A 22895-nucleotide genomic window follows, 5' to 3' on the forward strand; every position below is an offset into this window, starting at 1 on the left:
AACCCAAAGCCATCCCGCTCTATGCAGCGTCCGCCGGCACGGCGTTCAGCATTCCGGTGCGCGGGTGACAATCCAGATACTCAAAGAAGGCTTCGTCGGCCCGCGCCACCGTGACCTCGTGATAGAGTCGCAGCTTCGCTGCCGGCCCCAGCGTCGATAGATATTTCATCGCGGCGCCGAAAATCCGGACATGGGTCGGATGCGATTCCGCCCAGCGCTCCAGGGCGGCGAGGCTCTTCCACCAGCTCATGCCGTAGGATTTCTCGGTTCGCATGCCGTCGGAGGCAACCACGGTCATGTAGCGGTTGGCGTAGCAGCCGATCGAACGGCCATTGTCGCGCAGGAAGTCCATGCCTTCGTGCAGCACCGGCTCGACGTCATCGAGGTACATCTTGCGTTCGGCGGCTTCGCTATCGCCCCAATCCTGGCCCGAGCGGATCAGGCAGACATTGTCTGATGGGATAACCCTGACGCGGGCGCCATCGCGGACAGCGGTGATGTTTCCCGACGGTGCCATCTCGCTTGTTTGGGATTTTGGAATGCGATCGCGCATGCCGCCCCAATAGGCGTGCTCCTGAACCTCGCCGCTCATGCCGTCGGCGAGAACCGCGACGCCTTCGGGACGCCCGAGCGAAGAGAACAGGGTCTCATAGCCTTCCACGGAAGGATGCAGCACCTCGATGAACGTCCCGAATCCTTCGGCCTTTCGCTGCTCGCCGGTCCAGCCTTCGCGCGCCGACGAGAACCAGCCGTCGAACTTGGCGTGATCGTCCCAGTAGGCCACTGTCACGACATTGGTGTAACCGGCTTCGTCGACATAGCGCGCGCGGTCCCAATGCGTCGGGCCGCCATCCTGACTGAAAGCGGCGGTGATCCACGCGAGCGCCCGCTGCGCGGCCTCTGACGGTTCGCCACGGGTCTGAACGCCGAAATAGGCCATCACCACCCGCGCCACAGCGGGCTTGTGGCGCGCCACGAACGATGGGTAGGGCGGTGCATAATCATCGGGGACGCGACGGTGGCGCGTGCGCGCACTTTTCAGATGCTCCGGGATCGCGGATTCCATAGGCTTGGCTCCTCGTAAGCTGGCAGACCCTGTGGAGTTCTCAGGCCTGAAGCCTGATCTCGCTCATGACCTCGGCATCGACCGGTAAGCTAAAATGCTCGACGCGGTTGGCGCGGGAGGTGTTGAGCAGCAGCCGCGTGACATCGGGCCTCGAATAGTGCCCGGCGGGATCGGCGGCGTTCTTGGCCACGCCGATCATGCCGAGATCGATATCGGCATAGAGAATGCCTTCCTGGTCGGGTGGCAGCTTCTCGGCCAGCGAGCTGCCGTCCGGCCCGTAGATGACAGCATGACCGCCGCCGGCGTGCAGGAACGCGTGTTTCTCCGGCGAGTCGCAGAGCTCGTCGATCATGGCTTGCGAGACCACGGCGCAGGGGCCGAGGAAGAAGCAGGAGCCTTCGACCGCATAGACCTTGCTGGCGGCGTTGTTGACCTCATGGCCAAGTGCATGCGCGAACGGGTCGTAGAGCGAAAAACTCGGCCAGGCGCCGACATGCACCTGCTCGTTCTGGGCGTACATCGCGTATTTCGACAGCGGCTGGAGATGTTCCCAGCAGCACATGGCGCCGAGCCGCCCGACATCGGCGCGATCATGCACGGCGAGGTCGCTGCCGTCGCCTTCGCCGAACACGGTGCGTTCGGCATGGGTCGGCCGCAGCTTGCGGCGCCTGGCGATGGTCTCGCCGTCGGGCCCGATCAGCCATTGCGCAATGTAGAGGCTGCCGCCGCTGCGTTCGGAGAGGCCGAGGACCGCGGTGAGCTTGGCGCGCTTCACGGCGCTGCTGATCTTTTCGGCCTGCGGGCTGTCATAGGCCAGCGAGTTGTCGAAATAGCGCTGTACAAAGCCGCGGCCGATCGCCCAGGCGGGCGCGCCCAGCCAGATCTGCCATGGATATCCGGGGATGAAGGTTTCGGGAAACGCGATCAGCTTGGCGCCTTGCGCGGCGGCTTGCTCGATCAGCGCGATGGTCTTGTCCACGGTCGCATCGAGATCGAGCCAGACCGGCGCCGCCTGAACCACCGCTACTTTGTACTTCTGGTGCACGAGACCCATGGGCGTCATCCTTTTGCGAGAGACAGACTCTGGGTCGAAAGCCTACAGCCGCGCATGGCCGCGGCGCTTGTCCGTGGCAGAACGAAAACTTGTCTTAACTTGCAAATGGCCAGCCCAGGGCGGCGAGCCCGGGCGCGTCGCTGCAGCCGGAGCGTCGTGAGGGCCGTGGGACGGCAGACTGATCGGAAGAAGTCTATTGCGTCGGGTGCTCGCGCCATTCGCGCGGCGGGGTGCCGAACCGCTGCTTGAAGATGCGGCTGAAATGGGCGAGGTCGTTAAAGCCCCATGCGAATGCGATGTCGCTGATGTGCCGGGCCGCTTGCGCGGGGTCCGACAGGTCGCGCTTGCATCGCTCGAGGCGCTGCATCTGGACATAGCTGCGGAACGAGTGCTGCTCGTCGGCCATCAGATCGCTGGCATAGCGCGGCGAGATTCCGGTCGCCGTGGCGGCGCGCGACATCGACAGTTCAGGATCGCGCAGGTGCGTCAGGATGTAGTTCTTGAGGCGATAGAGCAGCGCGGACCGGTGAAACGACTGGTCTGACGAACGCGCCTGCATCCGGTCGGCGAACGCCATGGCGATCAGGTCCAGCCCCTGATCCAGCAGGCGGCTTGCGGTGGCGGCATCGACGCGGTCGACGGTCTTGCTCATGCCGAGCAGGAACTCATAGGCCAGTCGTTCGAGCGGGCGATCGCTGGAGAAGGTGGTCGCGGTCAGCGCATCGAAGGCCCCGATGCGCTGCTGCAGGAGTTTTCGCGGCATCTGCAGGATCGTCTGCGAAAAGCTGTCGTCGAAGCGCAGCTCATAGGGGCGGGTGGTGTCGTAAATGACGAACTCGCCGGCGGCGACCACCGCCTCGCGGCCGTCCTGATAGACGCCGTTGACGCCGTGGTTGCCCAGCGCCACCAGCACATAATCCTCGCTGGCGCGCGCGATCCGCGACGGCGTGCGGAACACGCGCTGGGCGCAGGAATCGACGCGGGTAAACGCAGCGGGTCCGACTGCGGATTGCGAAACCGCACCCCAAAACCCCTCCCGCATGTCGGAGTGGCAATCAAGACCGACAAAGGTGTCGCAGACGATGTCCTGCCAGACCGCAAGACGTCGATCCGGAACGGAAGAACGCGTGTCGAGCACGACAGCCACGATGGGATCTCCGGGAACCGGGATAAGTGTGAGCCAAAGCCCGGCCCAAATCCAGTGCCTGCAAATTGCTTGCCGGGCGCCACGACCGGCGCGGATATGGTTACGGATTAGTTAAGCTGAGAATGGCTTTTTATTAGGCATTTGAAGGGCTTGAACTTCATATTGCGATGCACAATATAGATGGTCTAGGGATTCGACGCCTCCTCGAGGGCCACCACGAGGAGTTATGACTATGGACTACCAGACTACCGCTCCGACACGCGCCAAGGGCACCATCACAGGCACCGTTCGGATTCTCAGCCAGCAAGAGGAATTGCCGCTGCTGCGCGATCACCTGTTGCGGCTCGACCGCACCAGCCGCCATGATCGCTTTCACGGCTTCATGGACGACAGCTTCATCGAGCGTTACGCCGAAAAATGCGCCAACGACGGCACGGTCATCATTGCCTATTTCGAGGATGGCGTGGTGCGCGGCGCCGCCGAACTGCATCCGCCGGAGCAATCGCCTGACGCATTGCCGGAGATCGCCTTCAGCGTGGAGAGTTCGGTCCGGCGCAAGGGCGTCGGCAGCATCCTGTTCAGGACGCTGATCGCGGAAGCGCGGGCCAAGGGATACAAGAGCCTGCGGATCACCACCGGCGCACAGAACGAAGCGATGCGGGCGCTCGCCAACAAGTTCGGCGCGCACCTGACGTTCCGCTACGGCGAATCAACCGGCAGCATCGATCTGGCCAAGCACAACCAGCCGGAGCGGGCGCAGCCTGCCATGGCAACGCCGATCGACGCGGCACGCGCGATCGCGAACTACAATCGCGCTTATTGGGCCATGATGCTGAGAATGTACGGTTGGGGCCGGACGGCCTGACCGAAAGGCGCCTTGTTAGCGGCAATTCGCGAGATCCAAGTGATCCGCGCGAATTGCCGGAGGCCTTTGACTTTTAAATCGTCAGGTGGACTTCAGGTACCGGTACGCTTGTCGGCACCGAAGCGCCTGATCACGCGGCGTTCCACCACGACCGAGCGCTGGGCGCCTTGTTCACCCGTGATGACGCGGGTGGCGGATCGCGCCAGGGTGCGGCCAGTCTTCTTCACCTCAGCCAGCACTTCTTCGAACGGCAGCCCCATCAGGGCTGCGGCGATTTCCGCCTGCTGTTGCTGATCGTCGGTGATGCCGACGGCGGCGAAGATCGCTTCCTCCAGCGTCGGCGGATCGCGCCGGACGCGCCGGGTGCCGTATTTCGTGTTCCAGTCTTCGCTCATCGGGGCCTCGCAAATGATGACGAGATACCTAAGTGCCCTTATGTTGCATTGCAATATGAATTTCGCGTGGCAATACAGCCATGCATCTACAATTTCTCCAGCCTGGTAGCCTCGTACAGTTCGATCGTGGTGGCGGCCGCGGCCAGCGATTGCAGGGATTTGACGAAATCGCGCGAGGCGGGGACCGCGAAATGGTTAAGCAGCGCGGCGCGGTCGGCCCATTGCTCGAAGAACACCAGCCGCAGCGGGTTTTCGCCATCGACATGCACGGCGTGCGAAATGCATCCGGGCTCGGTGCGTGAACGATGGACGTGCTCGAGGCTCAGCCGGCGGACTTCGTCAAAGCTATCCTGTCGCGCCGTCACACTGCCGGTAACCACGATCATTTCGATCTCCGCTTGCGGTGTCGTTGCTCGGGCTTGCGCCGGGATTATTCGGCGGCGGTCAGATTCAGCGGTTGTTGCGGCCAGCGCTTCAGCGCGGCATGTCCGGCGTCGGTCAGCACGTAGATGCCGCGCTCGGCGCGATCGAACCAGCCATAGACATTGTGCAGCAAAATCTTGCCGGCGTCCGGCATCCCGATCCGCAGATCCTTGACGCGCCGCGGGCCGCCCGACAGCGCTGCGGCGCAGGCCAGCGCCTGCTGGCGATAGGCGGTCATGATCGGCGCGCGCGTGCTGCCGCCCATCGCCGGATCGCCCTTGCGCCGCTGATGCTCAGTGATCAGCCGCGAGCGCTTCTTGGGATTGCGGCGGGGAGCCGTGGTGGCCGGCTTGACGATCACCTCGACGTCGCCCGTGCTGGTGACCGCGAGCATGCCGAAACCGAGTCGGCGGCACAGGTTACGGTAGCGGGCGTCGCTTTCGCGGCCCTTGCCGCGCGCGGACAATTTGGCCGCGAGCCACACCTCGTCGCAGGCGCCGGCGCGATCGACCGCCTGCAGGATGAGCTCGAGATTGAACGTGAGCTTGAGTTCCCCGATCACCACGACCGGCGGGTCATCGCCGCTGAGCGCTACCAGATCGCAGCCGCCGATCTCGCCCTTGACCGTGAAGCCGAGCTTTTCCAGGAAGCGTTTGACAGGCAGATAAAGCGCGGTTTCCAACGACGGGCTCCGGCGACGACAGCGGCCGCGACTCAGTGTCACCAGTTTAGCCCGGATTTGGCCAAATCGCGCGCAACTGGCTATCCTCCGTGAGGGAACAGACGAATGGGCGCGATCCAGTCAATACACAGGAACGGCCTTAATCACATCACCGTGGAATGCTCGACAGCGTCCAGGGCGGCAATCGCGGCATTCGGTTCAAGTGGAAGCTGCGGCTGTTGATCCGGACTGAACCTGCCGGCGACCTCATCGCCGTCTCCATTCAGAAAAACAAAAAAGGACCGGCTGCAGCCGGAGTGGTCATGTTGAATGGACTTTACAAGGTCGAGATTTACACCGCGCACGGCGGCTCCGGCCGCGGCGTGATGGTGGCGCGTGACGGCGTTTGTTCGGCGGCAATGCCGCCTTTGCCTTCGCTGGCCGCTATCTTGAGTCCGGTTCCGATATCGCGGTCGAGATCACGACGCTCCAGCGCAATGACAGTCTCGGTTTCAAGCCCATATCAGGCGCCGATAACATCAGGCTGCGGGGAAGGCGCGCGGGTGAGCGATATCACTTCGAGGGCGGCACCGCGCCGCTCGCGGGCGCGCCATTCACGGCTGACATCGCCGCCATCAGCGAGGAGGCGGCGCCACCGGCGGGAACGAACGCGCCGGACGGCATCCGCGACGGGCTCTATTCGCTCAACATCCGCATGCTCGATGGCATCGACTCCGGCAATACCGGCCTGATGGTGCTGCATGACGGCACCATTCGCGGCGGCGACGCTCATTTCGACTATGTCGGCGCCTACAGCAGCGCGCAGGGCCGGTGGAAGGGTGAATTGATCAACCACACGCATACGCCGACGATGGGCCAACGGCCGCTGTTCGGCGACCGTGAGGTCGGCATCGGCTTTTCCGGCACCTACGATCAAGACGGCGCGGACGGCGAAGCCACCGCACTGGCCGGCAAGCGCAGCATCCGCTTCAAGGCAATGCTGCGCAGGCTTGCCTAGGTGGCCATCAACTGATCAGCCGATCGTAGTCGGCATGCGAGCCGACCCAGAACCACATCATCATCAGTTTCAACGGCCAAGGCACGATATCGCAGTCCGACACGAACTGACCAATACCGACCGACCTTCTTGAACTGGAGGGAAGGGTGGCGTGGGTCGCGCTTTAGCAATGCAAAGTTGGCGTCGGCCAATTTCTGAATAGTGGACGGCAATGTTTGGTAGGCGGTCCAGAATTTTGGCGATGCAGAGTGTTTCACAAGTCGCGAGATTTGCCTGCACGATAGGCCTCAATGGCCTCCTCGGCAAACGCATCGAGCTTGCCACCACGTGCGTCGCGTTCGATCGCGGCGTCGAACCGGTCGGCGTCGAACGCCTCGAACCACGTGCGAAACCGCGCCAACTCCCCTGGGGGAAGTCGCTCGACGGCTTTTTCGATGTCCTCGGCGGTTGTCATGCAGATAATATAGCATCCGAAAGGCACAGCGAAAAGGTACGGAAAACCCGACGGTCTGACTTAAACCCGCCCGCTCACCGGCAGCAGCGCGCCGGTTACGGCGGAGGCGGCGTCGCTGGCGAGGAACAGGATGACGTCGGCCAATTCCGTTGGCCTCACCCATTTGGTGAAATCGGCTTTCGGCATGCTGGCGCGGTTGGCTGCGGTGTCGATGATCGACGGCAGCACTGCGTTCACCGTGATCCTGCCCTTGTATTCGGCGGCGAGCGCTTCGGTCAGGCGGTGCACGCCGGCCTTCGACGCGGCGTAGGCGCCCATGCCGGCGCCCGCCTGCAACGCGCCCAGCGCGCCGACATTGACGATCCGTCCGGCACCGGACGCGGTCAGATGCGGGATTGCCGCGCGCGAGGCGTTGAGTGCCGTCGTGACGTTGAGGGAATACATGCGCTGCCAGGTCTTGGGATCGCCGTCGGCGACCGTCTCGAACGCAAATCCGCCGGCGATGTTGATCAGCGCGTCGAGCCTGCCGAAGTGCGATGCCGCCGCGTCGATCGCCTTTTTCGCCGCCGCCGCATCGGTCAGGTCGACACCGCCGAACTCGAGCTGGTTTGACGTCGCCGGCACCTGGGTCGGCGCGTGGTCCACGCTCGCGACCCTGGCGCCCGCCGCCAGCGCCTGGTCAACGACGATGCTGCCGAGCGCACCGAGGGCGCCGGTCACGACGATGACTTTTCCGATCATAATGGACCTCCGCAGGCACTGAAGAGAGCAACGACTATCGTCAGGGGTTTTTCATGGAGCATTGCGGCGAATTTCACATCCAAAGAGGCCGAAGAAGTGATGCGGACTACGTAAGACTACGGATGAGGGGGTGATCCATAAAATTTGCGCAAGTTGCGTAAGTCGATTTCAGAGCTCGATCGCTACAAGGGGAGTCCAACCCAGGCAGGGGCATCACGATGGGACTACCCGATCACGGTTTACCGCTTGTTCAGCTTAAGGAGCAGCGACGGGACTTGGTCGTCGCACTGCAAAATCGCAACGGTCCGATCAAGGACTGGGAGCTGATGCAGATCGCGGCGATTCAGCAGGCGATCCAGGCATTCGAGGACGTCATCGCCGATCTCGATGCTGAAATGGAAATGGAAGCCGCAGCCTGAGCGATCGCAGGGCAAACCCGCGCCGAAGCACGGCAAGCCAGCCGCGCGGATCGTTTCGATGCGGCGGGTGCCACTCGATCGGATCAATTCGATTGGATCAGGGTTGCAAATAGAGCGCCGCGAGCGCCGCGCGCTCCCTTGTGCCAAGACCGATGCCGTCGCGGAGATAAGCTTCGAGACTGCCATAATCGGCATCGATGGCTTCGAATGCCGCACCGAGGAATGCGGGCTGCACCGAGCCCAGCACCTGCTTGACGTCGTCGGGCAGGTCGCTGCCGGCGTTGGGATCCCGGCGGTAGAATTGGTTGGTCAACAGATAGTCTTCCGCAATCACCTCGTCGGGGACGCCGAGCGTATGCAGGATCAGCGCGCAGGCGAAGCCGGTGCGATCCTTGCCGGCGGTGCAGTGGATCACCAGCGGCGCGCGGTCTTCCAGCAGATGCGCAAACAGCGCGCGAAAGCGCGGCGTGTTCTGCTGCACGTAGCTGCGGTAGGAGTCGCGCATCACCTCGACGGCGTGGTCGGTCGTCAGCGGAGTGCCGCCGGCGGCGATGGCGCGAAGTGCGGCGACCACTGTTGGCTCGACCGGCAGCGAATGCACGGTGATGTCGGCCAGGCCGCAAAGCGCCTCGGCGCGCTCCGTTGTGCCTCGAAAATCAAACGCACTCTTGACGCCGAGCGCGCGCAAGACCGCAGCGTCATCGTCGGTGAGATGGCCGAGATGGTTGGACCGGAACATCTGGCGCCAGCGAACCGTACGGCCGTCCCGGGTCAGATAACCGCCGAGATCGCGGAAATTGCTGGCGCCGGCGAGATTGAAATGACGGGCAGGGGAATCTGACATCGGGCTGCTGCCTTATGGAATTCCTGGAGATGGCAATTCTTGTGCGGGATGGGCCCGGGTGTGTCGCGTCTTGCCTTCTGGTCTATACTCGGGCCGTCAGGAGGAGAATATGAATAATCGCAAGATCGCTGGTTTCGCGGCGGCGTTGTTTCTGGGAACGATGTTGCTGGGAACGATCGGCTCGTCGGCCGCCTTGGCGCAATCGACTTTCAAAAACTATCGTTGCGCCGACGGAACGCAATTCATTGCCGGGTTTTTCCGCTACGATTCACGCGCCCATCTGCAGCTCGATGGCAAAGCGGTGACGCTGAAAAAGGGGCTGGCCTTGTCGGGATCGCGCTACTCGGGCCGCGGGATTACGCTGAAAATCACCAAGGCCGGGCTCACCACGCTCAAGCACGCCAAACGGCCGGTAACGGCATGCGAACTGACGTAAGAACAAGGTTGCATGAAAAAGGGCCGAAACGATTTCGTTCCGACCCTTTTCTACTTCACCGACCGCGCCTGAACTCCTGGACGCGGACTTGCCGAACGTTGATCTGGCATCAGTGATCGCGCCCAGGCTTGGTTTCCTCGATGGCCGCTGCGTGGTACCAGCTGCCGCTGCAGTCAGCGATATCGACCGCCGGGGCGGCAAAGTCGGACTTGGTCTCGCCATAGCGACGTCCCGCCAGGGCCGACCGGCCCCCGGCTGGGAATTGATAGATCTTGGCGGACCCCTCATTCACACCTGTGTTGACCATTTCAGTCTCTCCTAGATCGAGCGAACCACCATGGTGCGCCCGACTCGTTCTCTTGTCGTTACCGAAACCGCGATATCGTTCGCGCCTTGTGGGAACGCAAGTTGCTCAAAAAAGTGCACGGAATGTGTATTTTGTAGGCAATCGCTGTTTTGCTTCGTGTGAGGCAATGGGCAGATGACTAACGCTTGAGCCGGCAGGAAGGTTGCCGAAAGCGGCCGAACTTCCAGGTGAACGCCCCTGACGGCTGCCGCGGCTTTAATCGGAGCGGCGGTTGCCAGCCAAAACTGCCGGAAAATCAGGCGCCATTCGGGAACAAAGGCGCGGGTTGGCTGCCTGGAGCGCAGGTCAGGCGCGCGCCTATGCCGCAACAAAAAATGCACGCACCAGGTGGATGTCTCCGAGCGTCGTCCGGTACCGCACTGCAGCGATTGGCACTTTAATTGCTTGGTAAGACACGGCCTGACGTGGGCCGGGTACACGTGTGCGGGGACTCGGGGGCTTCTAACCTCCAAAGTCCAGGGTTTCCGCGCTTAGCAGCATTAAACTCAAGAGAGGCTCAATGACCAAGTACAAGCTCGAGTATATTTGGCTCGACGGGTATACGCCGACACCGAACCTGCGCGGCAAGACACAGATCAAGGAATTCGCATCGTTCCCGACGCTCGACCAGCTGCCGCTGTGGGGTTTCGATGGCTCGTCGACCATGCAGGCTGAAGGCAGGAGCTCGGATTGCGTGCTCAAGCCGGTCGCAGTTTATCCGGACGGCGCGCGCACCAATGGCGTTCTGGTGATGTGCGAAGTCATGATGCCGGATGGCGTCACCCCGCACGCGACCAACAGGCGCGCCACCATTCTCGACGACGAAGGTGCGTGGTTCGGCTTCGAGCAGGAATACTTCATGTACAAGGACGGCCGCCCGCTCGGCTTCCCGACGGCGGGTTATCCTGCGCCGCAGGGCCCGTACTACACCGGCGTCGGCTACAGCAACGTCGGTTCGGTCGCGCGCGAGATCGTCGAGAAGCATCTCGAGCTCTGCCTCGCTGCCGGCATCAACCACGAAGGCATCAACGCCGAAGTGGCAAAGGGCCAGTGGGAATTCCAGATCTTCGGCAAGGGCTCCAAAAAAGCCGCCGACGAAATGTGGATGGCTCGCTACCTGTTGCAGCGACTGACCGAAACCTACGGCATCGACATCGAGTATCACTGCAAGCCGCTCGGCGACACCGACTGGAACGGCTCGGGCATGCACGCCAACTTCTCGACGGCCTATATGCGCGAGACCGGCGGCAAGGCCTATTTCGAGGCGCTGATGGCGGCCTTTGAGAAGAATCTCATGGACCACATTGCCGTCTACGGGCCAGACAACGACAAGCGTCTGACCGGGAAGCACGAGACCGCTCCCTGGAACAAGTTCAGCTATGGCGTGGCTGATCGCGGTGCCTCGATCCGCGTGCCGCACTCGTTCATGAAGAACGACTACAAGGGCTATCTCGAAGACCGCCGCCCGAACTCGCAAGGCGACCCCTACGCGATCGCTTCGCAGATTTTGAAGACGATCGCCGAAGTTCCGACCGCTGCCAAGTCGGCCGCGGCATAAGCCACACCGCAAAGCCGGGCGGAGGCGCCCGATTGCTACCCTGATCCGCCAAAGCGTCACCGCTTTGGCGGATCATTGCGTTGCGATGACGTTACTCAAATGCTTCGATTTGAGCCCTTTCCCCGCTTCAAGCCCGTTCCCCTGTGTTGTGAACCGCGCTAGATAACGGGTGGGCTTGCCGGGGACGCGGCCATTGCTTGAGGGTTTCTACAAGATCCGATTTCAGCTCAACGACGCGGTCGGCCGCAGCGTGATGTATGCCCGCGCCGGCAAGATGCTCGGCGGCAATTCCGCCTTTGCGCATATCGGCACCTATCAGGAAGAAGCCGACGGCGAGCTTGCCATCGAGATCAAGACCGTTCGCCACAACCCCGACCCGAATTACCGCGCGATGGCCGGCACCGACGACGCGACCCTGCTGGCGCGGGGCAAACCGGACGGCAAGCTTTACCGGTTTGAAGGCGGCCTCAAGGAATTGCCGGGTGCGAAATTCAACTCGGTCATGACGCCGATCGAGGACGAGGCAATCCCGACCGCCGGACGCGTCGGCGAGGGCGGCATCGTCAACGGGCTCTATTCCATTCACGTCCGCATGCTCGACGGCGTCGAAGGCGGCCTGACCGGTGTGATGCTGCTCAATGACGGCCGCATCCTCGGCGGCGACGCATCGTTCTATTATATCGGCAGCTACACCTCGGCGAACGGCCGCTGGAAGGGCCAGATTCTCAATCAGGAGCACACTCCGGCGCGGGGCGAGAACCCGGTGTTCGGCGGCCACGAGGTCGGAATCGGCTTTGCCGGCACCTGCGACGGGCAAGGGGCCTTGCTGGAGGCCACCGCGCTGGCGGGCAAGCGTAGCCTCCGGTTGACGGCCGTGCTCAAGCTGATGCACCGGGCGTAAGGCGCCAATGGCGGAAACCCTACGTGTGCTCTCGACGCTCGCCTTGAGGGGCGCCGTGCACAGCCTGGCCGGGCGTTATGAGGCAGCCGGCGGCGCGCGCGTCGAGGCCGATTTCGCGCCGACATTGGCGCTGCTGGATCGGCTGCGCGGCGGCGAGGGCGCTGACGTCGTCATTCTGACCCGCGAGGGGCTGGACGAGATGGCACGCGAGGGGCGCGTGGTGGCGGATGGCTGCGTCGACCTCGCGCGGTCCTATGTCGGCCTTGCGGTGAAAGCGGGCCTTGCCCATCCCGACATCGCAACCGAGCCGGCGCTGCGTGCGGCGCTGCTTGCCGCGCGTTCGGTGGCCTTTTCGCGGATCGGCGCCAGCGGCATCCTGTTTGCGCAATTGATCGAGCGCCTGGGTATTGCATCCGAGATCAATGCGAGGGCGTGCATCATCCCGTCGGGCTTTACGGCCGAACGGCTGGTCACAGGCGAGGCCGATCTGGCCGTGCAGCAGATCAGCGAACTGAAGCAGGTCGCGGGCGTCGAGATCGTCGGTCCCATTCCCCGCGAGCTACAAACGCCTGCGGTGTTTTCCGCCGGCCGTGTGGCGGCCTCCAGCAAGGCTGCTCAATCGGACCGGCTGTTGCGGTTTCTGGCTTCAAGCGAGGTGGCGCCGGTGCTGCGCGAAAGCGGGCTCGAGCCTTGAATTTGCCGGCCGGCCGACGCAACCTGCCGGGCATGAGGAAGCTGTTTTGCGGGATCGCGGTTGCGATTGGGGTGTTGGTGTCGCCCGTTCTGGCGCACGCCCAATCGGCCGATCTCGTGCTCTGCGACCGCGTCGCCGCCGATCCATCCGATCCCGACAAGCCGGCCGAGGTCAGGGGCACGCCTGACATCGCGGCCTCGGATATCGCGACCGCGATCAAATATTGCAAGAGCGCCGCGAACACATCGCGGCGGGCGATGTATCAGCTCGGACGCGCCTATGCCGCCAACCGGCAAACGCCTGAGGCGGTGGCGGCCTGGCGCAAAGCGGCCGACAAAGGCTCGACCTCGGCCATGGTCGAACTCGGCGTGCTCTACGGTACCGGTGCCGGCGTTGCGCGGGACGAGGCGCAGGCGCGCAAGCTGTTCGAGCGCGCCGCCCAGGCAGGCAATCCGCGTGGCATCAGCAATCTCGCGGCCCTTGGCGGCGGTGCCGGTGGACCGGCTGATCCGGCGCGGGCGCGCGAACTGCTGTCGAAGGGCGCCGAGACCAATGCGGAAGCGCAGTATCAGCTCGGCATGATGCTGGCGGAGGGCGATGGCGGCGCCAAGGACGACGTTGCCGCGCGGGCGTTGTTTGAAAAGGCCGCGGCGCAGAATCACCCTGGTGCGCTGGAGCGCATGGGTGCGTTCGCGCAGCAAGGCCGCGGCGGCGCCAAGGATTCCGGCGCCGCCAAGACCTATTACGAACGTGCCGCCGCACTCGGCGACGAGGACGCCAAGAAGGCGCTGGAGCGGCTGCGATGTCCCTACACAATCAAGGACAAGCGCGGCAACGTGGTGACTAATTTGTGTTTCTGAACGGCACCTGGTGGTCGCACGAGGTCTCGCCACGCAAAACGACCGTCATACTCCGCGAAAGCGGAGTATCCGGTACGCCGCCGTTTCGCGATTGATCATCGCCTTTTCGGAATACTGGATCAGGCGCTTTCCGCCTTCGCTCGTTGAGCTACGGCGGACAGGTCGCGGGTGATGACGAGAGAATTGAAGGCGAACTACCTCATGTAATGGCTGATGTAGTATCGCGCCCGCTGATAGGTCAGTTCCAGATATCCGGGGTGATCTCGTGCCGCCAGTTCGACCGCGCGTTTGAACCGCGCGCCGAACTCGCCCTTGATCTTGTCGAAGTAGCCAAAGCAGGCATCGTCGAATCTCACCGCGGCGATGATGGCCTGCTTGACTTCCGCTTCATCCATTCCGGGATGGGTGAGTTGCAAGCGGTCGAAGGTCAGACCGTCTTCGGGATGATCGTGTTCGAACCTGACCTCGATCGAATTCTCCGCCGGCCGCGACCGGAACAGGTCACGCACGTTCGGCGGCATCGCGCGCCACGCGAGCAAGTCGAGCTTCGGGCACTCCCGCCACAGCAGATAGGCCGCGTCCTTTAGCGGCAGCTCGCTGGCCGCGGCGATGGTTCGGGCAATGGTCTCTTCATCTTCGGTCATCGGTATCACCGCAATGGAATTGCCCATTGGTCGGCTGCGGTGGCCAGCCGGTTCAACGCGCCCACGCCGAGCATAGGCGAGCAGAAGCGACGGCGTCCTTCGGACGGCTATTCCCGGATCAGGACGACGCCGGCGATCAGCAGCACCGCACCCGCCAGCCGCGCAGGGTTGATGGGATGCGGCGTCAGCCCGAGCACGCCGAAATGATCGAGCGTCACCGCCGCGAGCACCTGACCCGCGATGACCAGCGCGAACAATGTCGCCGCGCCGAGCGAGGGCAGCAGCAGGATCGCCAGCAGGATGAAGGCGCCGCCGAACAGGCCGCCGGACCAGGCCCACCACGGCACACCCGCCATGACCCGAAGCGATGGTACCGGCTCGGCGAGCGCAAACACGGCGACGATCATCGTCAATAGTCCGCCGGCATAGCTGGCCAGTCCCGCCCATGCCGGCGATCCCAGCGAATCGCGCAAGCTGCCATTCAAGGCCTGTTGCGTTACCACGCTGATGCCGGCGCCGAGCGCCAGCGCATAGAGCACAAGAATCTGCACGCATTTCCCCCATTTCGGTTCGGTGCCGGATCTGGTGCGCCCGACATCGCAGAATTGCGCGAAAGTATGACACGGAACGTCCGAAGCCCGCGCCAAAACGACCGCTGGTTCGAGTTCCCCGACGGTGCTATGCCCCCGCCAGATGAATCAACAATGCTGGATATCCGCTTTGCTGGACGGGCTTTACAAGGCTGAATACGGGGTGAACGACGCGTTCGGCCGCAGCATCATGTGCATGCACGAGGGCAAGCTCTTGGGCGGCAATTCCGCCTTCGCGCATCTGGGGACCTACCAGGATAAAGGCGAGGAGATTCTCGGCGAGGTCATCACCCAGCGTCATAATGACGACCCGCACTACAAGCCGCTGATGGATACCGACACCGCCGCGATCAGCCTGATCGGCCGGTTAAAGGGTAACGTGCTGCGCTTCGAAGGCAGCGCTGCGCCGCGGCCGGGCGCGCTGTTCTGGGCCAATCTGACCCGGCTCGACGACGAGGCGTTGCCGCCTGTCGGGGAAGTCGGTCCTGATGGTATCGTGAACGGACTCTATTCCATTCACATCCGCGCCCTCGATGGTGTCGATGCCGGCCTGTCGGGCGTCATGCTGCTGATGAACGGCCGCATTCTCGGCGGCGACGCGTTCTTCTATTATCTCGGTTCCTACAGCTCGGCCGATGGCCGCTGGAAAGGCGAGATCCTCAACCAGGAGCATACGCCCGCGAAGGGCGAAAATCCGGTCTTTGGCGGCCATGAGGTCGGCATCGGCTTTGCCGGCACCTGCGACGGGCAGGGCGCTGAACTGGAAGCCACCGCGCTCGCCGGAAAGCGCAGCCTGCGCCTGGCCGCCACCTTGAAGCTGATGCAGGCGGCCTAGTCGCGGCCGCGGCTTGGCGCCGATCGTCTGCACAGATGGGCGACATGATCCATCTGCTCCGGCGCGGCCTATATCCGTTCAAAAGTATCCGCGTTGCTGTTGATCGAACGCCACCAGTTCAGCTTTTCGATTTTTCCGGGCGTGCCTTCGGCCACGGCCCTGATGGCGCTGTCGGCGACGACGAACCACATCGTCTCCATTTTTCCATCACGCAACAGGCCCGTGTACGATACCGCCGCATCACCGGCTGCGGTTTTGCCGCCGGCGGCGAAACTGACGCAAGCTCCCTGGTGGATTCCGACGATGGGAATTTCCTGGCCATAGAAACCGCTATCCTGCAGCGCCGTCTTGAACGTGCCTGCTATTCGGCCATTCGCATCGTCAGTGATGTCGACGATCGAGCCATATTGATTTCGCCATCTGCCCTTCCATGTCATCGGCGCATCCTTGTGATCAATGCAGGCTAACGATGACAAGCGAGCCGGTGTTCCGCCTCAGGGATGCGGGAATGGTCCAAAGCCGACGTATGACGGCCCGATTCGGCGGTGCTCGGCTGTGGATGCCCACGATGCGGGGCCAGCGTCTAATCGGGCGGAATCGCGGTTTCGCAGAAATCGCAGCTTTTGAATGGAGGCAGCCGGGCGAATACGGGCCGCGAGCGCCAGTTCCGCAGGAACCCGCTTTCGCCGGCGCGCCATATGGAATAGAGACGGCGCAACAATTTCCATGTTCAGGCACCAATGATCCGTCTCGATAACGTCTCCAAGCAAGTCGGCCACCAGATCCTCTTCATCGAAGCTTCCGCGGCGCTTCAAAAAGGCGAGAAAATCGGCCTTGTAGGTCCAAACGGGGCCGGCAAGACCACGCTTTTCCGGATGATCTCGGGGCAGGAACCTCCGGATGAGGGCCAGGTCTCGCTCGATCGCGGCATCACCATCGGCTATTTCAGCCAGGATGTCGGCGAGATGGCGGGCCGCAGCGCGGTCGCCGAGGTGATGGACGGCGCCGGTCCGGTCAGCGTCGTGGCGGCCGAACTCAGGGCGCTCGAAGCCGCGATGGCCGATCCGGACCAGGCGGAGGAGATGGAAGACATCATCGCGCGCTATGGCGAGGTCCAGCACCGCTTCGAGGAACTCGACGGCTATGCGCTGGACGGCCGGGCCCGCGAGGCGCTCTCGGGTCTCGGATTCAGCCAGGAAATGATGGAGGGCGACGTCGGCGCGCTCTCCGGCGGCTGGAAGATGCGGGTGGCGCTGGCGCGCATCCTGCTGATGCGCCCGGACGTGATGCTGCTGGACGAACCGAGCAACCATCTGGATCTGGAAAGCCTGATCTGGCTGGAGCAGTTTTTGCGCGGCTATGAGGGCGCGCTGCTGATGACCTCGCATGACCGTGAGTTCATCAACCGCATCATCAACAAGGTGGTCGAGATCGACGGCGGTACGCTGACGACCTTTTCCGGCAATTACGAATTCTACGAGCAGCAGCGTGCGCTGAACGAGAAGCAGCAACAGGCCCAGTTCGAGCGCCAGCAGGCGATGCTGGCCAAGGAGATCAAATTCATCGAGCGCTTCAAGGCGCGCGCCTCCCATGCGGCGCAGGTGCAGAGCCGGGTCAAGAAGCTCGACAAGATCGAACGCGTCGAGCCGCCGAAGCGGCGCCAGACCGTGGCGTTCGACTTCCTGCCGGCGCCGCGCTCCGGCGAAGACGTCGTCAGCCTGAAGAACGTCCACAAGGGCTATGGCAGCCGCAGCATCTATGAAGGGCTCGACTTCATGATCCGCCGCCGCGAGCGCTGGTGCGTGATGGGCATCAACGGCGCCGGCAAATCGACGCTGCTCAAGCTGGTGGCGGGCTCGACCGAACCGGATGACGGCACGGTCGCAATCGGCGGCAGCGTCAAGATGGGCTATTTCGCGCAGCACGCGATGGATCTGCTCGACGGCGAACGCACCGTGTTCCAGTGGCTGGAGGATTGCTTTCCGCAGGCAGGCCAGGGTTCATTGCGCGCGCTGGCCGGCTGTTTTGGATTTTCCGGCGACGATGTCGAGAAGAAATGCCGGGTGCTGTCGGGCGGCGAGAAGGCGCGGCTGGTGATGGCGCAGATGCTGTTCGACCCGCCGAACTTCCTGGTGCTGGACGAACCGACCAACCATCTCGATCTGGCGACCAAGGAAATGTTGATCAACGCACTCGCCGAATTCGAGGGCACCATGCTGTTCGTCTCGCATGATCGCCACTTCCTCGCCGCGCTCTCCAACCGCGTGCTGGAATTGACACCGGAAGGCATCCACCAGTTTGGCGGTGGCTATACGGAATACGTCGCGCGCACCGGCCATGAGGCGCCGGGCCTGCGGAGTTGATGCGCTATCTCCGTCGCGCCAGCGGGGCGATCGTTTCGATTTCGTTGGTCCAGATGCCGCCGGAATATTTTTCGGGCAGTTGTTGGAAGAGTTCCGGCGTGTCGACGCCGGACGAAAATTCGCCGCCCCTGTAAGGGCCGAGCACGAACACCGCGCTGTTTGCCGCGTCCATGCGGTTGAGGAACCGGTCCGGCCAGCCCCACAGCCAAGGCGCGACATTGATCGGCACCAGGACCATCGCGTTCGCGCACGCCTGCGGCACGATGCCGGTCCAGCCGTAGCCGATGTAGCTGACAAGGCAGCTCTTGATGGTGGCGCGCGAAATCGTCCTGACGTTCGGCACCAGCCGCCGGACCGCTTCGATCGGCTCGTCACCGCCATAGACCATGATCAGGCGACGGCGCTCGGCCGGCAGGGCGTTCAGCACGGCCGCCAACCTCTCGCCTTCAGTCCGATCGCGGCTCTTCACGTTGATGAGCAGCCGCTTGTCCGGGAAGCTTGTCATCGCCTCCCTCAGGGTCGGCATCTGGCCGATGCCTTTGCCGCGGAACGGAAAGGTCCTGCCGTTGTCGGCCGTATAGCCGTAACCGATGTCGAGCAGTTTCAGCTCGGCCATCGCGTGTTCGCGGGTGACGCCGCGCCCATCGGTGCGGCAATCGAGCGTCCAGTCGTGAAACAGCGCAAACTCGCCGTCGGTGGTGGGATGCATGTCGATCTCGACGATATCGGCGCCGGCCTCGAAGGCGGCGCGCATCGAGCGGATGGTATTCTCCAGATAGCCATGTGTCGGCGGCAACATCCGCGCCGCCGTGCAGGTGTCGTTCTTCAGGTCGCGTTCGTCGAAACGCTGCGCCACGCCCCGGTGGGCGAGGAGGACCGTCTTTCCTTTGTGGTGCGCCGTCAGCAGATTGGTGTTGTTGACGTAGATGCCCGCGGCGACCACTGCGAACGCCGCGGCGACGTACTTTATCTTCCTGCCCAAAATCCCACCTCTTTTGAGGTGTGCTGCTAGGCAGTATTTCTGTTCGATTTGCGGCGGCGGGAGGCGCAGCCAAACGCAGGGGGCCGCGCGTGCAGGCCGGCTTGAACCATCACGGTCTGCCCGTTACGCTGTCTGCAAAAATCGGGGGAAGCGATGCGGCAGATCAGGATCGGCGACACCACCATCGACGCGGTGATCGAGCGCGAGGGGCCGTGGCGGCGGCCGCAGGATTTCTTCCCGGCCTATGACGACGCCGTCTTCAAGCGGCATTTGCCCACGATGGAGCCGGAATTCTTCGACGCGGCATCCGGCAAGATGTTCATCACCTACCAGACTTTTGTCGTCCGCACGCCGCGCTACACCATCCTGGTCGATACCTGCACTGGGATCCGAAACAGTCGGCGGTTTCGCGCCGGAAGTTCTTTGCCTCCGTCGCCGGTACTGACACGCTGATCCTGCCGATCCATTTTCCGAATCCGACGGTCGGCCTGATCACGGCCGACGGTGATCGCTTCGACTACCGATTCAAGCGGGACTAAACACCTAGACCAGAGCAGCGAGATCACCTGTTCAGGGCAACGTCCCTGAACGCATCGACTAGCGCCTTTTCGAGCTTGCCGGTCATGCCCTGCAGGATCTCATAAGCCTGTTCCCGGGGCATGGTCGCCTTGTAGGTTCGGTGTTCGATCAGGGCTGCGAAGATGTCGGAGATCGTCAGGATACGTACGATATCGGATATGCTGTCGGCGCAAAGCCCGTCCGGATAACCGCTGCCGTCCAGATATTCATGATGGTGCCGGACCGCGTCGAGAATTTCCGGGGAGATGCCCAAGGTGCCGCACAGCACCTCATATCCGGCGAGGGGGTGAGTTTCGATCAACGCTCGCTCGCTGTCGTCGAGCCGCCCGGGTTTGTCCAGCACGGCCAGTGGAATCCTAGCCTTGCCGATATCGTGAAACATCGCAGCCGAATAGAGGCGCTCCATGTCGATCTTCGTCAAGCCAAGGCTTAACCCAAAATCCGCCGCCAGGCCGGTGACGAGAAGGCAGTGCTGATAGGTTCCCTCGTGATGCCGGCGAACCGTCGTCAGCCATTCGGCGAGGCCATCCTCGGCAATACTTATAGCGATCTTGCTGCCGGCATTCCTGGCTCCCGCCACGTCGATGGCAGAGCCGCTCATGACGGCTGAAAACATCGCGGCGATGCTGGCAGCACCGGCGGAAGCCGCCTCCTGACCCGGCGATCGAGGTTCATCCGGAACAATTGATGGTGCCTCCGTATCGCCCAGTCTCGCCAACAATTGCTTTTGGTTGACCGGATTGACGAGAGCGTCCGTCGCGCCCAGGGCGTAGGCCTGCACCACAGCAAGACGCGTCCTTTGATCGATGAGAAAGATGCGTCTGGGTATGCGCTTGAGTTTTCCGGCCATCGCTTTCAGGGCCGTGATGTTCTCGACAATCCGCAAATCGGCGGCGATGACGACCGCGTCGATGTCGTTGCCCCGGATAGTTGCGGCGCCGATCAACTCCGATGTCACTGGATACGTAGCGTTCAGCAGGGAAGATGCGGCAGAAAGCTTTGCGCTCGTATCGGCTATGACATGGACAGACATGGGAGTGAGCTTCGTCGACCGGTTCGGGGTTGGGGCTGATCAGCCGCGACGGGCTCGGTCTTGCTCGCGCCGCGGTGCCTGGGTTAGAAAGCGTTCGAGATCCGTGCAAAAACTGTGCGCCATGTCTTCGTTCAGTTCGAACCTCACCGTCGTATTGGGCGTATCGATTTCGACTATTCCGCACAACGGATCGATCGAGCTTGCGACGACGGAAAGCCGGGCAATCTTGTGGACCTCGGTCATTTATTTCTTCTGCTCCAAATAGGTTTTCAATTCACCGCGGGATCGTGAATTCGTCATTGCGGAATTATGGGCTTCCCCTTCTTCTTGCTTTCCGTGACGAAGCGGACGCCAACTTCGGCGCCATCGACCCGGATCAATTCGCATCGCCGGAAGGCCAGTCCAGTGGATGACAGCAGCAGGAAGAATTCCTTCCTGCCCAGTATTTCCAGCGGTCCGTCGATTTGCAATCGGGCGCCCGTCGCGGAGACGTCGAGAAGAACGCAGCCTCGCCGCCAGGTGCCGTCGATACCCATGAGATTGACGGGGCGCTTGTGTTCGAAACGAACGCGGTCTGCCTTTCGATCTCCGAACGCCATCACGCCGCTCCCGCCGGTGCGTGAGGCCTCACCAATAATTCCTCCACGGATCCAAAGCGGATGGTTCGCTGCGCCGTCGATAGCGAAAGCATATCGAACACGTCCTTGACCTGCACGAGCTCCCAGGCCGGAATCGGCGGGACGTCATTTCGATTGGAGATGATCGCCATGGTGGTCTGCCAGTTCAGTCTTGACGCGCGACAGGCGATGGCCAGGCCGCAACAGTCGCCGTCCTCCATCAGAGATTCGACGGTGTCGGTGGGGATGGACGCGAGCAAGGCCAGTGCGGCAATGACATTTCTGTGCTCGCGCCGTATCGCAAACCGGTTGACGCTGGAATCGTTTAGTTTGCCTGCCTTGCTGAATGCAAGAACGGTGGAATGTGCTTCGGAATAGTCGACAGGGGCACCCCTCGGCGTGCGGGTCTGGTCGACAGAGCTGTCGATCGCCGCCAGAATTGTTTCCCGCATCTCAGGCGGGACGCGCCGCAGCAGACGAGAATGGACGGCCGGAGTTGACTTCGACACCAGACGGCCCACCACTTCGGGTGGCGTGTCGGAACGGCGCACCAGCGAGTCTGCGGTGTCGTCGTCGCGGCCAGCGACCTCGATCAGCATCGTAAAGCCGGAACTGGAAAATCGAGCGCCCGGGTTTCCCGCCAGTTCTCGGCAAACGTTCGTGTCGCCTCGCTCCAGCAGGATGTCGGTGAGTGATGGGCCGGGCAACTTTCGCCCGGCAATAGCCAGCAGGTGCTGCTGGCCGCAGTCATGGGCAATTTCAACGAGGTCGCTGTCGGAGAGAGCTTCGGATTTGAGCAGGATTGGAGCGGCTATCGCCGCGTCCTCGTGATGGGCAAGGTAGCGGATGGCGTCCCTTGGCGCCGGTCGCAAATCCGCGAAGGAAATGCTCAACCTTACAAGCGCCCGTGGATCGACGCACTTCATCAGCCGGACCAGCACCTCATCGAAAACACCTATGTGGTGCTCCTTGAGGCGGTCAGCATCCGACAGAAACAGGCCGGCCACCTGCCGCAAAATCTGGACGCGGCGTTCGGGTGAACAGGCTTCTACTACGTTATCAAGTTCAGCAATGAGTTCAGTCGCGGCAATAGCGGTCATCGCGGCACCAGTTCTTGTTCCGCCTGGGACCACACTGTCCCAAGCAAGATTTGGCACCGAAACTCTTAACGCGATCTATCTAAAGTGGTATGTTGCTTCTACGGGATCGCCGCTCCGGCGCAAAACGCTATCGAAATTCGGCAAGGCTCCGTTTGTTGCGTATTTCTATCTCACCCGAACGGGTGACGGTTGTGGAGCGAATTGTAGGCGCGGTTAAATTCGGTGGTCCTCGCGCATTTCGCGCGGGGATGGATATTGTCGTCCAAGAAT

30 protein-coding genes and 1 pseudogene are annotated in these 22895 nt (G+C 62.6%); 11 read left to right on the forward strand and 20 right to left on the reverse strand.

Translation table 11 applies throughout. The features are described 5' to 3' along the window. Positions 1-19: 19 nt before the first annotated feature. From ACSQ84_RS06280 to ACSQ84_RS06290, 3 genes are all read right to left on the reverse strand, one after another. Positions 20-1066, reverse strand: coding sequence for a phenylacetaldoxime dehydratase family protein (locus ACSQ84_RS06280; RefSeq protein WP_436210749.1), 1047 nt, complete (start codon positions 1064-1066; stop codon positions 20-22). Between the two features lie 40 nt (positions 1067-1106). Beyond that, positions 1107-2120, reverse strand: coding sequence for a carbon-nitrogen hydrolase family protein (locus ACSQ84_RS06285; RefSeq protein WP_436210750.1), 1014 nt, complete (start codon positions 2118-2120; stop codon positions 1107-1109). A gap of 193 nt (positions 2121-2313) precedes the next feature. Then, positions 2314-3267, reverse strand: a complete 954-nt coding sequence (locus ACSQ84_RS06290; RefSeq protein WP_436210751.1) for a helix-turn-helix domain-containing protein — start codon at positions 3265-3267, stop codon at positions 2314-2316. A 232-nt stretch (positions 3268-3499) separates the two neighbouring features. Between ACSQ84_RS06290 and ACSQ84_RS06295 the strand changes: the two genes are divergently transcribed. Further along, on the forward strand, positions 3500-4132 hold the full coding sequence (locus ACSQ84_RS06295) for an N-acetyltransferase family protein (RefSeq protein ID WP_436210752.1): 633 nt from the start codon (positions 3500-3502) through the stop codon (positions 4130-4132). Between the two features lie 92 nt (positions 4133-4224). Here ACSQ84_RS06295 and ACSQ84_RS06300 read toward each other — a convergent pair whose 3' ends face one another. The 4 genes from ACSQ84_RS06300 to ACSQ84_RS06315 form a co-directional block, all read right to left on the reverse strand. Beyond that, complete coding sequence (locus ACSQ84_RS06300) at positions 4225-4527, reverse strand: hypothetical protein (protein ID WP_436210753.1); 303 nt, start codon at positions 4525-4527, stop codon at positions 4225-4227. 86 nt (positions 4528-4613) lie between these two features. Further along, the gene (locus tag ACSQ84_RS06305) at positions 4614-4913 is read right to left on the reverse strand and encodes a putative quinol monooxygenase (RefSeq protein WP_436210754.1); all 300 of its coding nucleotides are present in this window, start codon (positions 4911-4913) and stop codon (positions 4614-4616) included. Between the two features lie 44 nt (positions 4914-4957). Continuing rightward, complete coding sequence (locus ACSQ84_RS06310; RefSeq protein ID WP_436210755.1) at positions 4958-5632, reverse strand: DUF2161 domain-containing phosphodiesterase; 675 nt, start codon at positions 5630-5632, stop codon at positions 4958-4960. A gap of 143 nt (positions 5633-5775) precedes the next feature. After that, entirely contained in the window at positions 5776-5976 is a 201-nt protein-coding gene (locus ACSQ84_RS06315; protein WP_436210756.1) for a hypothetical protein, read from the reverse strand. 41 nt (positions 5977-6017) lie between these two features. Between ACSQ84_RS06315 and ACSQ84_RS06320 the strand changes: the two genes are divergently transcribed. Beyond that, positions 6018-6629 carry a GrlR family regulatory protein gene (locus ACSQ84_RS06320; protein WP_436210757.1) on the forward strand — a complete coding sequence of 204 codons (612 nt, stop codon included), beginning with the start codon at positions 6018-6020 and terminating at the stop codon, positions 6627-6629. 7 nt (positions 6630-6636) lie between these two features. Here ACSQ84_RS06320 and ACSQ84_RS06325 read toward each other — a convergent pair. The 3 genes and pseudogenes from ACSQ84_RS06325 to fabG all read right to left on the reverse strand — a co-directional run bounded on the left by ACSQ84_RS06325 (position 6637) and on the right by fabG (position 7824). Beyond that, positions 6637-6886: pseudogene (locus ACSQ84_RS06325) on the reverse strand (ParE family toxin-like protein). After that, entirely contained in the window at positions 6883-7083 is a 201-nt protein-coding gene (locus tag ACSQ84_RS06330; protein WP_436210758.1) for a hypothetical protein, read from the reverse strand. Before ACSQ84_RS06330 ends, ACSQ84_RS06325 begins: the two are co-directional and overlap by 4 nt. 60 nt (positions 7084-7143) lie before the next feature. Beyond that, positions 7144-7824: a 3-oxoacyl-ACP reductase FabG gene (fabG, locus tag ACSQ84_RS06335; RefSeq protein ID WP_436210759.1), complete on the reverse strand. Its 681-nt coding sequence runs from the start codon at positions 7822-7824 to the stop codon at positions 7144-7146. A 218-nt stretch (positions 7825-8042) separates the two neighbouring features. Here fabG and ACSQ84_RS06340 point away from each other — a divergent pair, with 218 nt between their 5' ends. Further along, positions 8043-8243 carry a hypothetical protein gene (locus ACSQ84_RS06340; RefSeq protein WP_436210760.1) on the forward strand — a complete coding sequence of 67 codons (201 nt, stop codon included), beginning with the start codon at positions 8043-8045 and terminating at the stop codon, positions 8241-8243. A gap of 97 nt (positions 8244-8340) precedes the next feature. On the opposite strand, the gene ACSQ84_RS06345 is transcribed toward ACSQ84_RS06340, so the two are convergent. After that, the gene (locus ACSQ84_RS06345) at positions 8341-9087 is read right to left on the reverse strand and encodes a tyrosine-protein phosphatase (protein WP_436210761.1); all 747 of its coding nucleotides are present in this window, start codon (positions 9085-9087) and stop codon (positions 8341-8343) included. Between the two features lie 109 nt (positions 9088-9196). Here ACSQ84_RS06345 and ACSQ84_RS06350 point away from each other — a divergent pair, with 109 nt between their 5' ends. Beyond that, positions 9197-9523, forward strand: coding sequence for an MliC family protein (locus ACSQ84_RS06350; RefSeq protein WP_436210762.1), 327 nt, complete (start codon positions 9197-9199; stop codon positions 9521-9523). A gap of 109 nt (positions 9524-9632) precedes the next feature. On the opposite strand, the gene ACSQ84_RS06355 is transcribed toward ACSQ84_RS06350, so the two are convergent. Continuing rightward, positions 9633-9830 carry a DUF2735 domain-containing protein gene (locus ACSQ84_RS06355; protein WP_436210763.1) on the reverse strand — a complete coding sequence of 66 codons (198 nt, stop codon included), beginning with the start codon at positions 9828-9830 and terminating at the stop codon, positions 9633-9635. 559 nt (positions 9831-10389) lie between these two features. On the opposite strand from ACSQ84_RS06355, the gene ACSQ84_RS06360 reads away from it, so the two are divergent. The 4 genes from ACSQ84_RS06360 to ACSQ84_RS06375 all read left to right on the forward strand — a co-directional run bounded on the left by ACSQ84_RS06360 (position 10390) and on the right by ACSQ84_RS06375 (position 13882). After that, entirely contained in the window at positions 10390-11427 is a 1038-nt protein-coding gene (locus tag ACSQ84_RS06360; protein ID WP_436210764.1) for a glutamine synthetase beta-grasp domain-containing protein, read from the forward strand. A 193-nt stretch (positions 11428-11620) separates the two neighbouring features. Then, positions 11621-12328, forward strand: coding sequence for a GrlR family regulatory protein (locus ACSQ84_RS06365; RefSeq protein ID WP_436210765.1), 708 nt, complete (start codon positions 11621-11623; stop codon positions 12326-12328). A gap of 7 nt (positions 12329-12335) precedes the next feature. Next, positions 12336-13022: a molybdate ABC transporter substrate-binding protein gene (locus tag ACSQ84_RS06370; protein WP_436210766.1), complete on the forward strand. Its 687-nt coding sequence runs from the start codon at positions 12336-12338 to the stop codon at positions 13020-13022. Between the two features lie 32 nt (positions 13023-13054). Next, the gene (locus ACSQ84_RS06375) at positions 13055-13882 is read left to right on the forward strand and encodes a tetratricopeptide repeat protein (protein ID WP_436210767.1); all 828 of its coding nucleotides are present in this window, start codon (positions 13055-13057) and stop codon (positions 13880-13882) included. Between the two features lie 194 nt (positions 13883-14076). Here the strand turns inward: ACSQ84_RS06375 and ACSQ84_RS06380 are convergent, their stop codons facing one another. Then, positions 14077-14526 (reverse strand): hypothetical protein, encoded by a 450-nt coding sequence (locus ACSQ84_RS06380; protein WP_436210768.1) that lies wholly within the window; start codon positions 14524-14526, stop codon positions 14077-14079. Between the two features lie 107 nt (positions 14527-14633). Then, entirely contained in the window at positions 14634-15077 is a 444-nt protein-coding gene (locus ACSQ84_RS06385; protein ID WP_436210769.1) for a DMT family transporter, read from the reverse strand. A 169-nt stretch (positions 15078-15246) separates the two neighbouring features. Between ACSQ84_RS06385 and ACSQ84_RS06390 the strand changes: the two genes are divergently transcribed. Continuing rightward, positions 15247-15951 carry a GrlR family regulatory protein gene (locus ACSQ84_RS06390; RefSeq protein WP_436210770.1) on the forward strand — a complete coding sequence of 235 codons (705 nt, stop codon included), beginning with the start codon at positions 15247-15249 and terminating at the stop codon, positions 15949-15951. A gap of 68 nt (positions 15952-16019) precedes the next feature. Here ACSQ84_RS06390 and ACSQ84_RS06395 read toward each other — a convergent pair whose 3' ends face one another. Then, the gene (locus ACSQ84_RS06395; protein WP_436210771.1) at positions 16020-16388 is read right to left on the reverse strand and encodes an avidin/streptavidin family protein; all 369 of its coding nucleotides are present in this window, start codon (positions 16386-16388) and stop codon (positions 16020-16022) included. Between the two features lie 303 nt (positions 16389-16691). Here ACSQ84_RS06395 and ACSQ84_RS06400 point away from each other — a divergent pair, with 303 nt between their 5' ends. Beyond that, entirely contained in the window at positions 16692-18314 is a 1623-nt protein-coding gene (locus ACSQ84_RS06400) for an ABC-F family ATP-binding cassette domain-containing protein (RefSeq protein WP_436210772.1), read from the forward strand. 4 nt (positions 18315-18318) lie between these two features. On the opposite strand, the gene ACSQ84_RS06405 is transcribed toward ACSQ84_RS06400, so the two are convergent. After that, positions 18319-19296, reverse strand: coding sequence for a glycerophosphodiester phosphodiesterase family protein (locus tag ACSQ84_RS06405; RefSeq protein ID WP_436210773.1), 978 nt, complete (start codon positions 19294-19296; stop codon positions 18319-18321). A gap of 153 nt (positions 19297-19449) precedes the next feature. Here ACSQ84_RS06405 and ACSQ84_RS06410 point away from each other — a divergent pair, with 153 nt between their 5' ends. Further along, positions 19450-19749 (forward strand): hypothetical protein, encoded by a 300-nt coding sequence (locus tag ACSQ84_RS06410; RefSeq protein WP_436210774.1) that lies wholly within the window; start codon positions 19450-19452, stop codon positions 19747-19749. A gap of 109 nt (positions 19750-19858) precedes the next feature. On the opposite strand, the gene ACSQ84_RS06415 is transcribed toward ACSQ84_RS06410, so the two are convergent. From ACSQ84_RS06415 to ACSQ84_RS06430, 4 genes are read right to left on the reverse strand one after another with little or no spacing between them, the layout of a single operon-like run. Next, positions 19859-20908, reverse strand: coding sequence for an HD-GYP domain-containing protein (locus ACSQ84_RS06415; RefSeq protein WP_436210775.1), 1050 nt, complete (start codon positions 20906-20908; stop codon positions 19859-19861). 39 nt (positions 20909-20947) lie between these two features. Then, positions 20948-21151 (reverse strand): hypothetical protein, encoded by a 204-nt coding sequence (locus ACSQ84_RS06420; RefSeq protein ID WP_436210776.1) that lies wholly within the window; start codon positions 21149-21151, stop codon positions 20948-20950. A 53-nt stretch (positions 21152-21204) separates the two neighbouring features. Next, on the reverse strand, positions 21205-21507 hold the full coding sequence (locus ACSQ84_RS06425; protein ID WP_436210777.1) for a PilZ domain-containing protein: 303 nt from the start codon (positions 21505-21507) through the stop codon (positions 21205-21207). Then, positions 21507-22625 carry a DUF2336 domain-containing protein gene (locus tag ACSQ84_RS06430; protein ID WP_436210778.1) on the reverse strand — a complete coding sequence of 373 codons (1119 nt, stop codon included), beginning with the start codon at positions 22623-22625 and terminating at the stop codon, positions 21507-21509. The genes ACSQ84_RS06425 and ACSQ84_RS06430 overlap by 1 nt, the downstream gene beginning before the upstream one ends. Between the last annotated feature and the right edge of the window lie 270 nt (positions 22626-22895).

It is taken from the genome of Bradyrhizobium sp. LjRoot220, assembly GCF_964252915.1.
Lineage (GTDB): Bacteria > Pseudomonadota > Alphaproteobacteria > Rhizobiales > Xanthobacteraceae > Bradyrhizobium.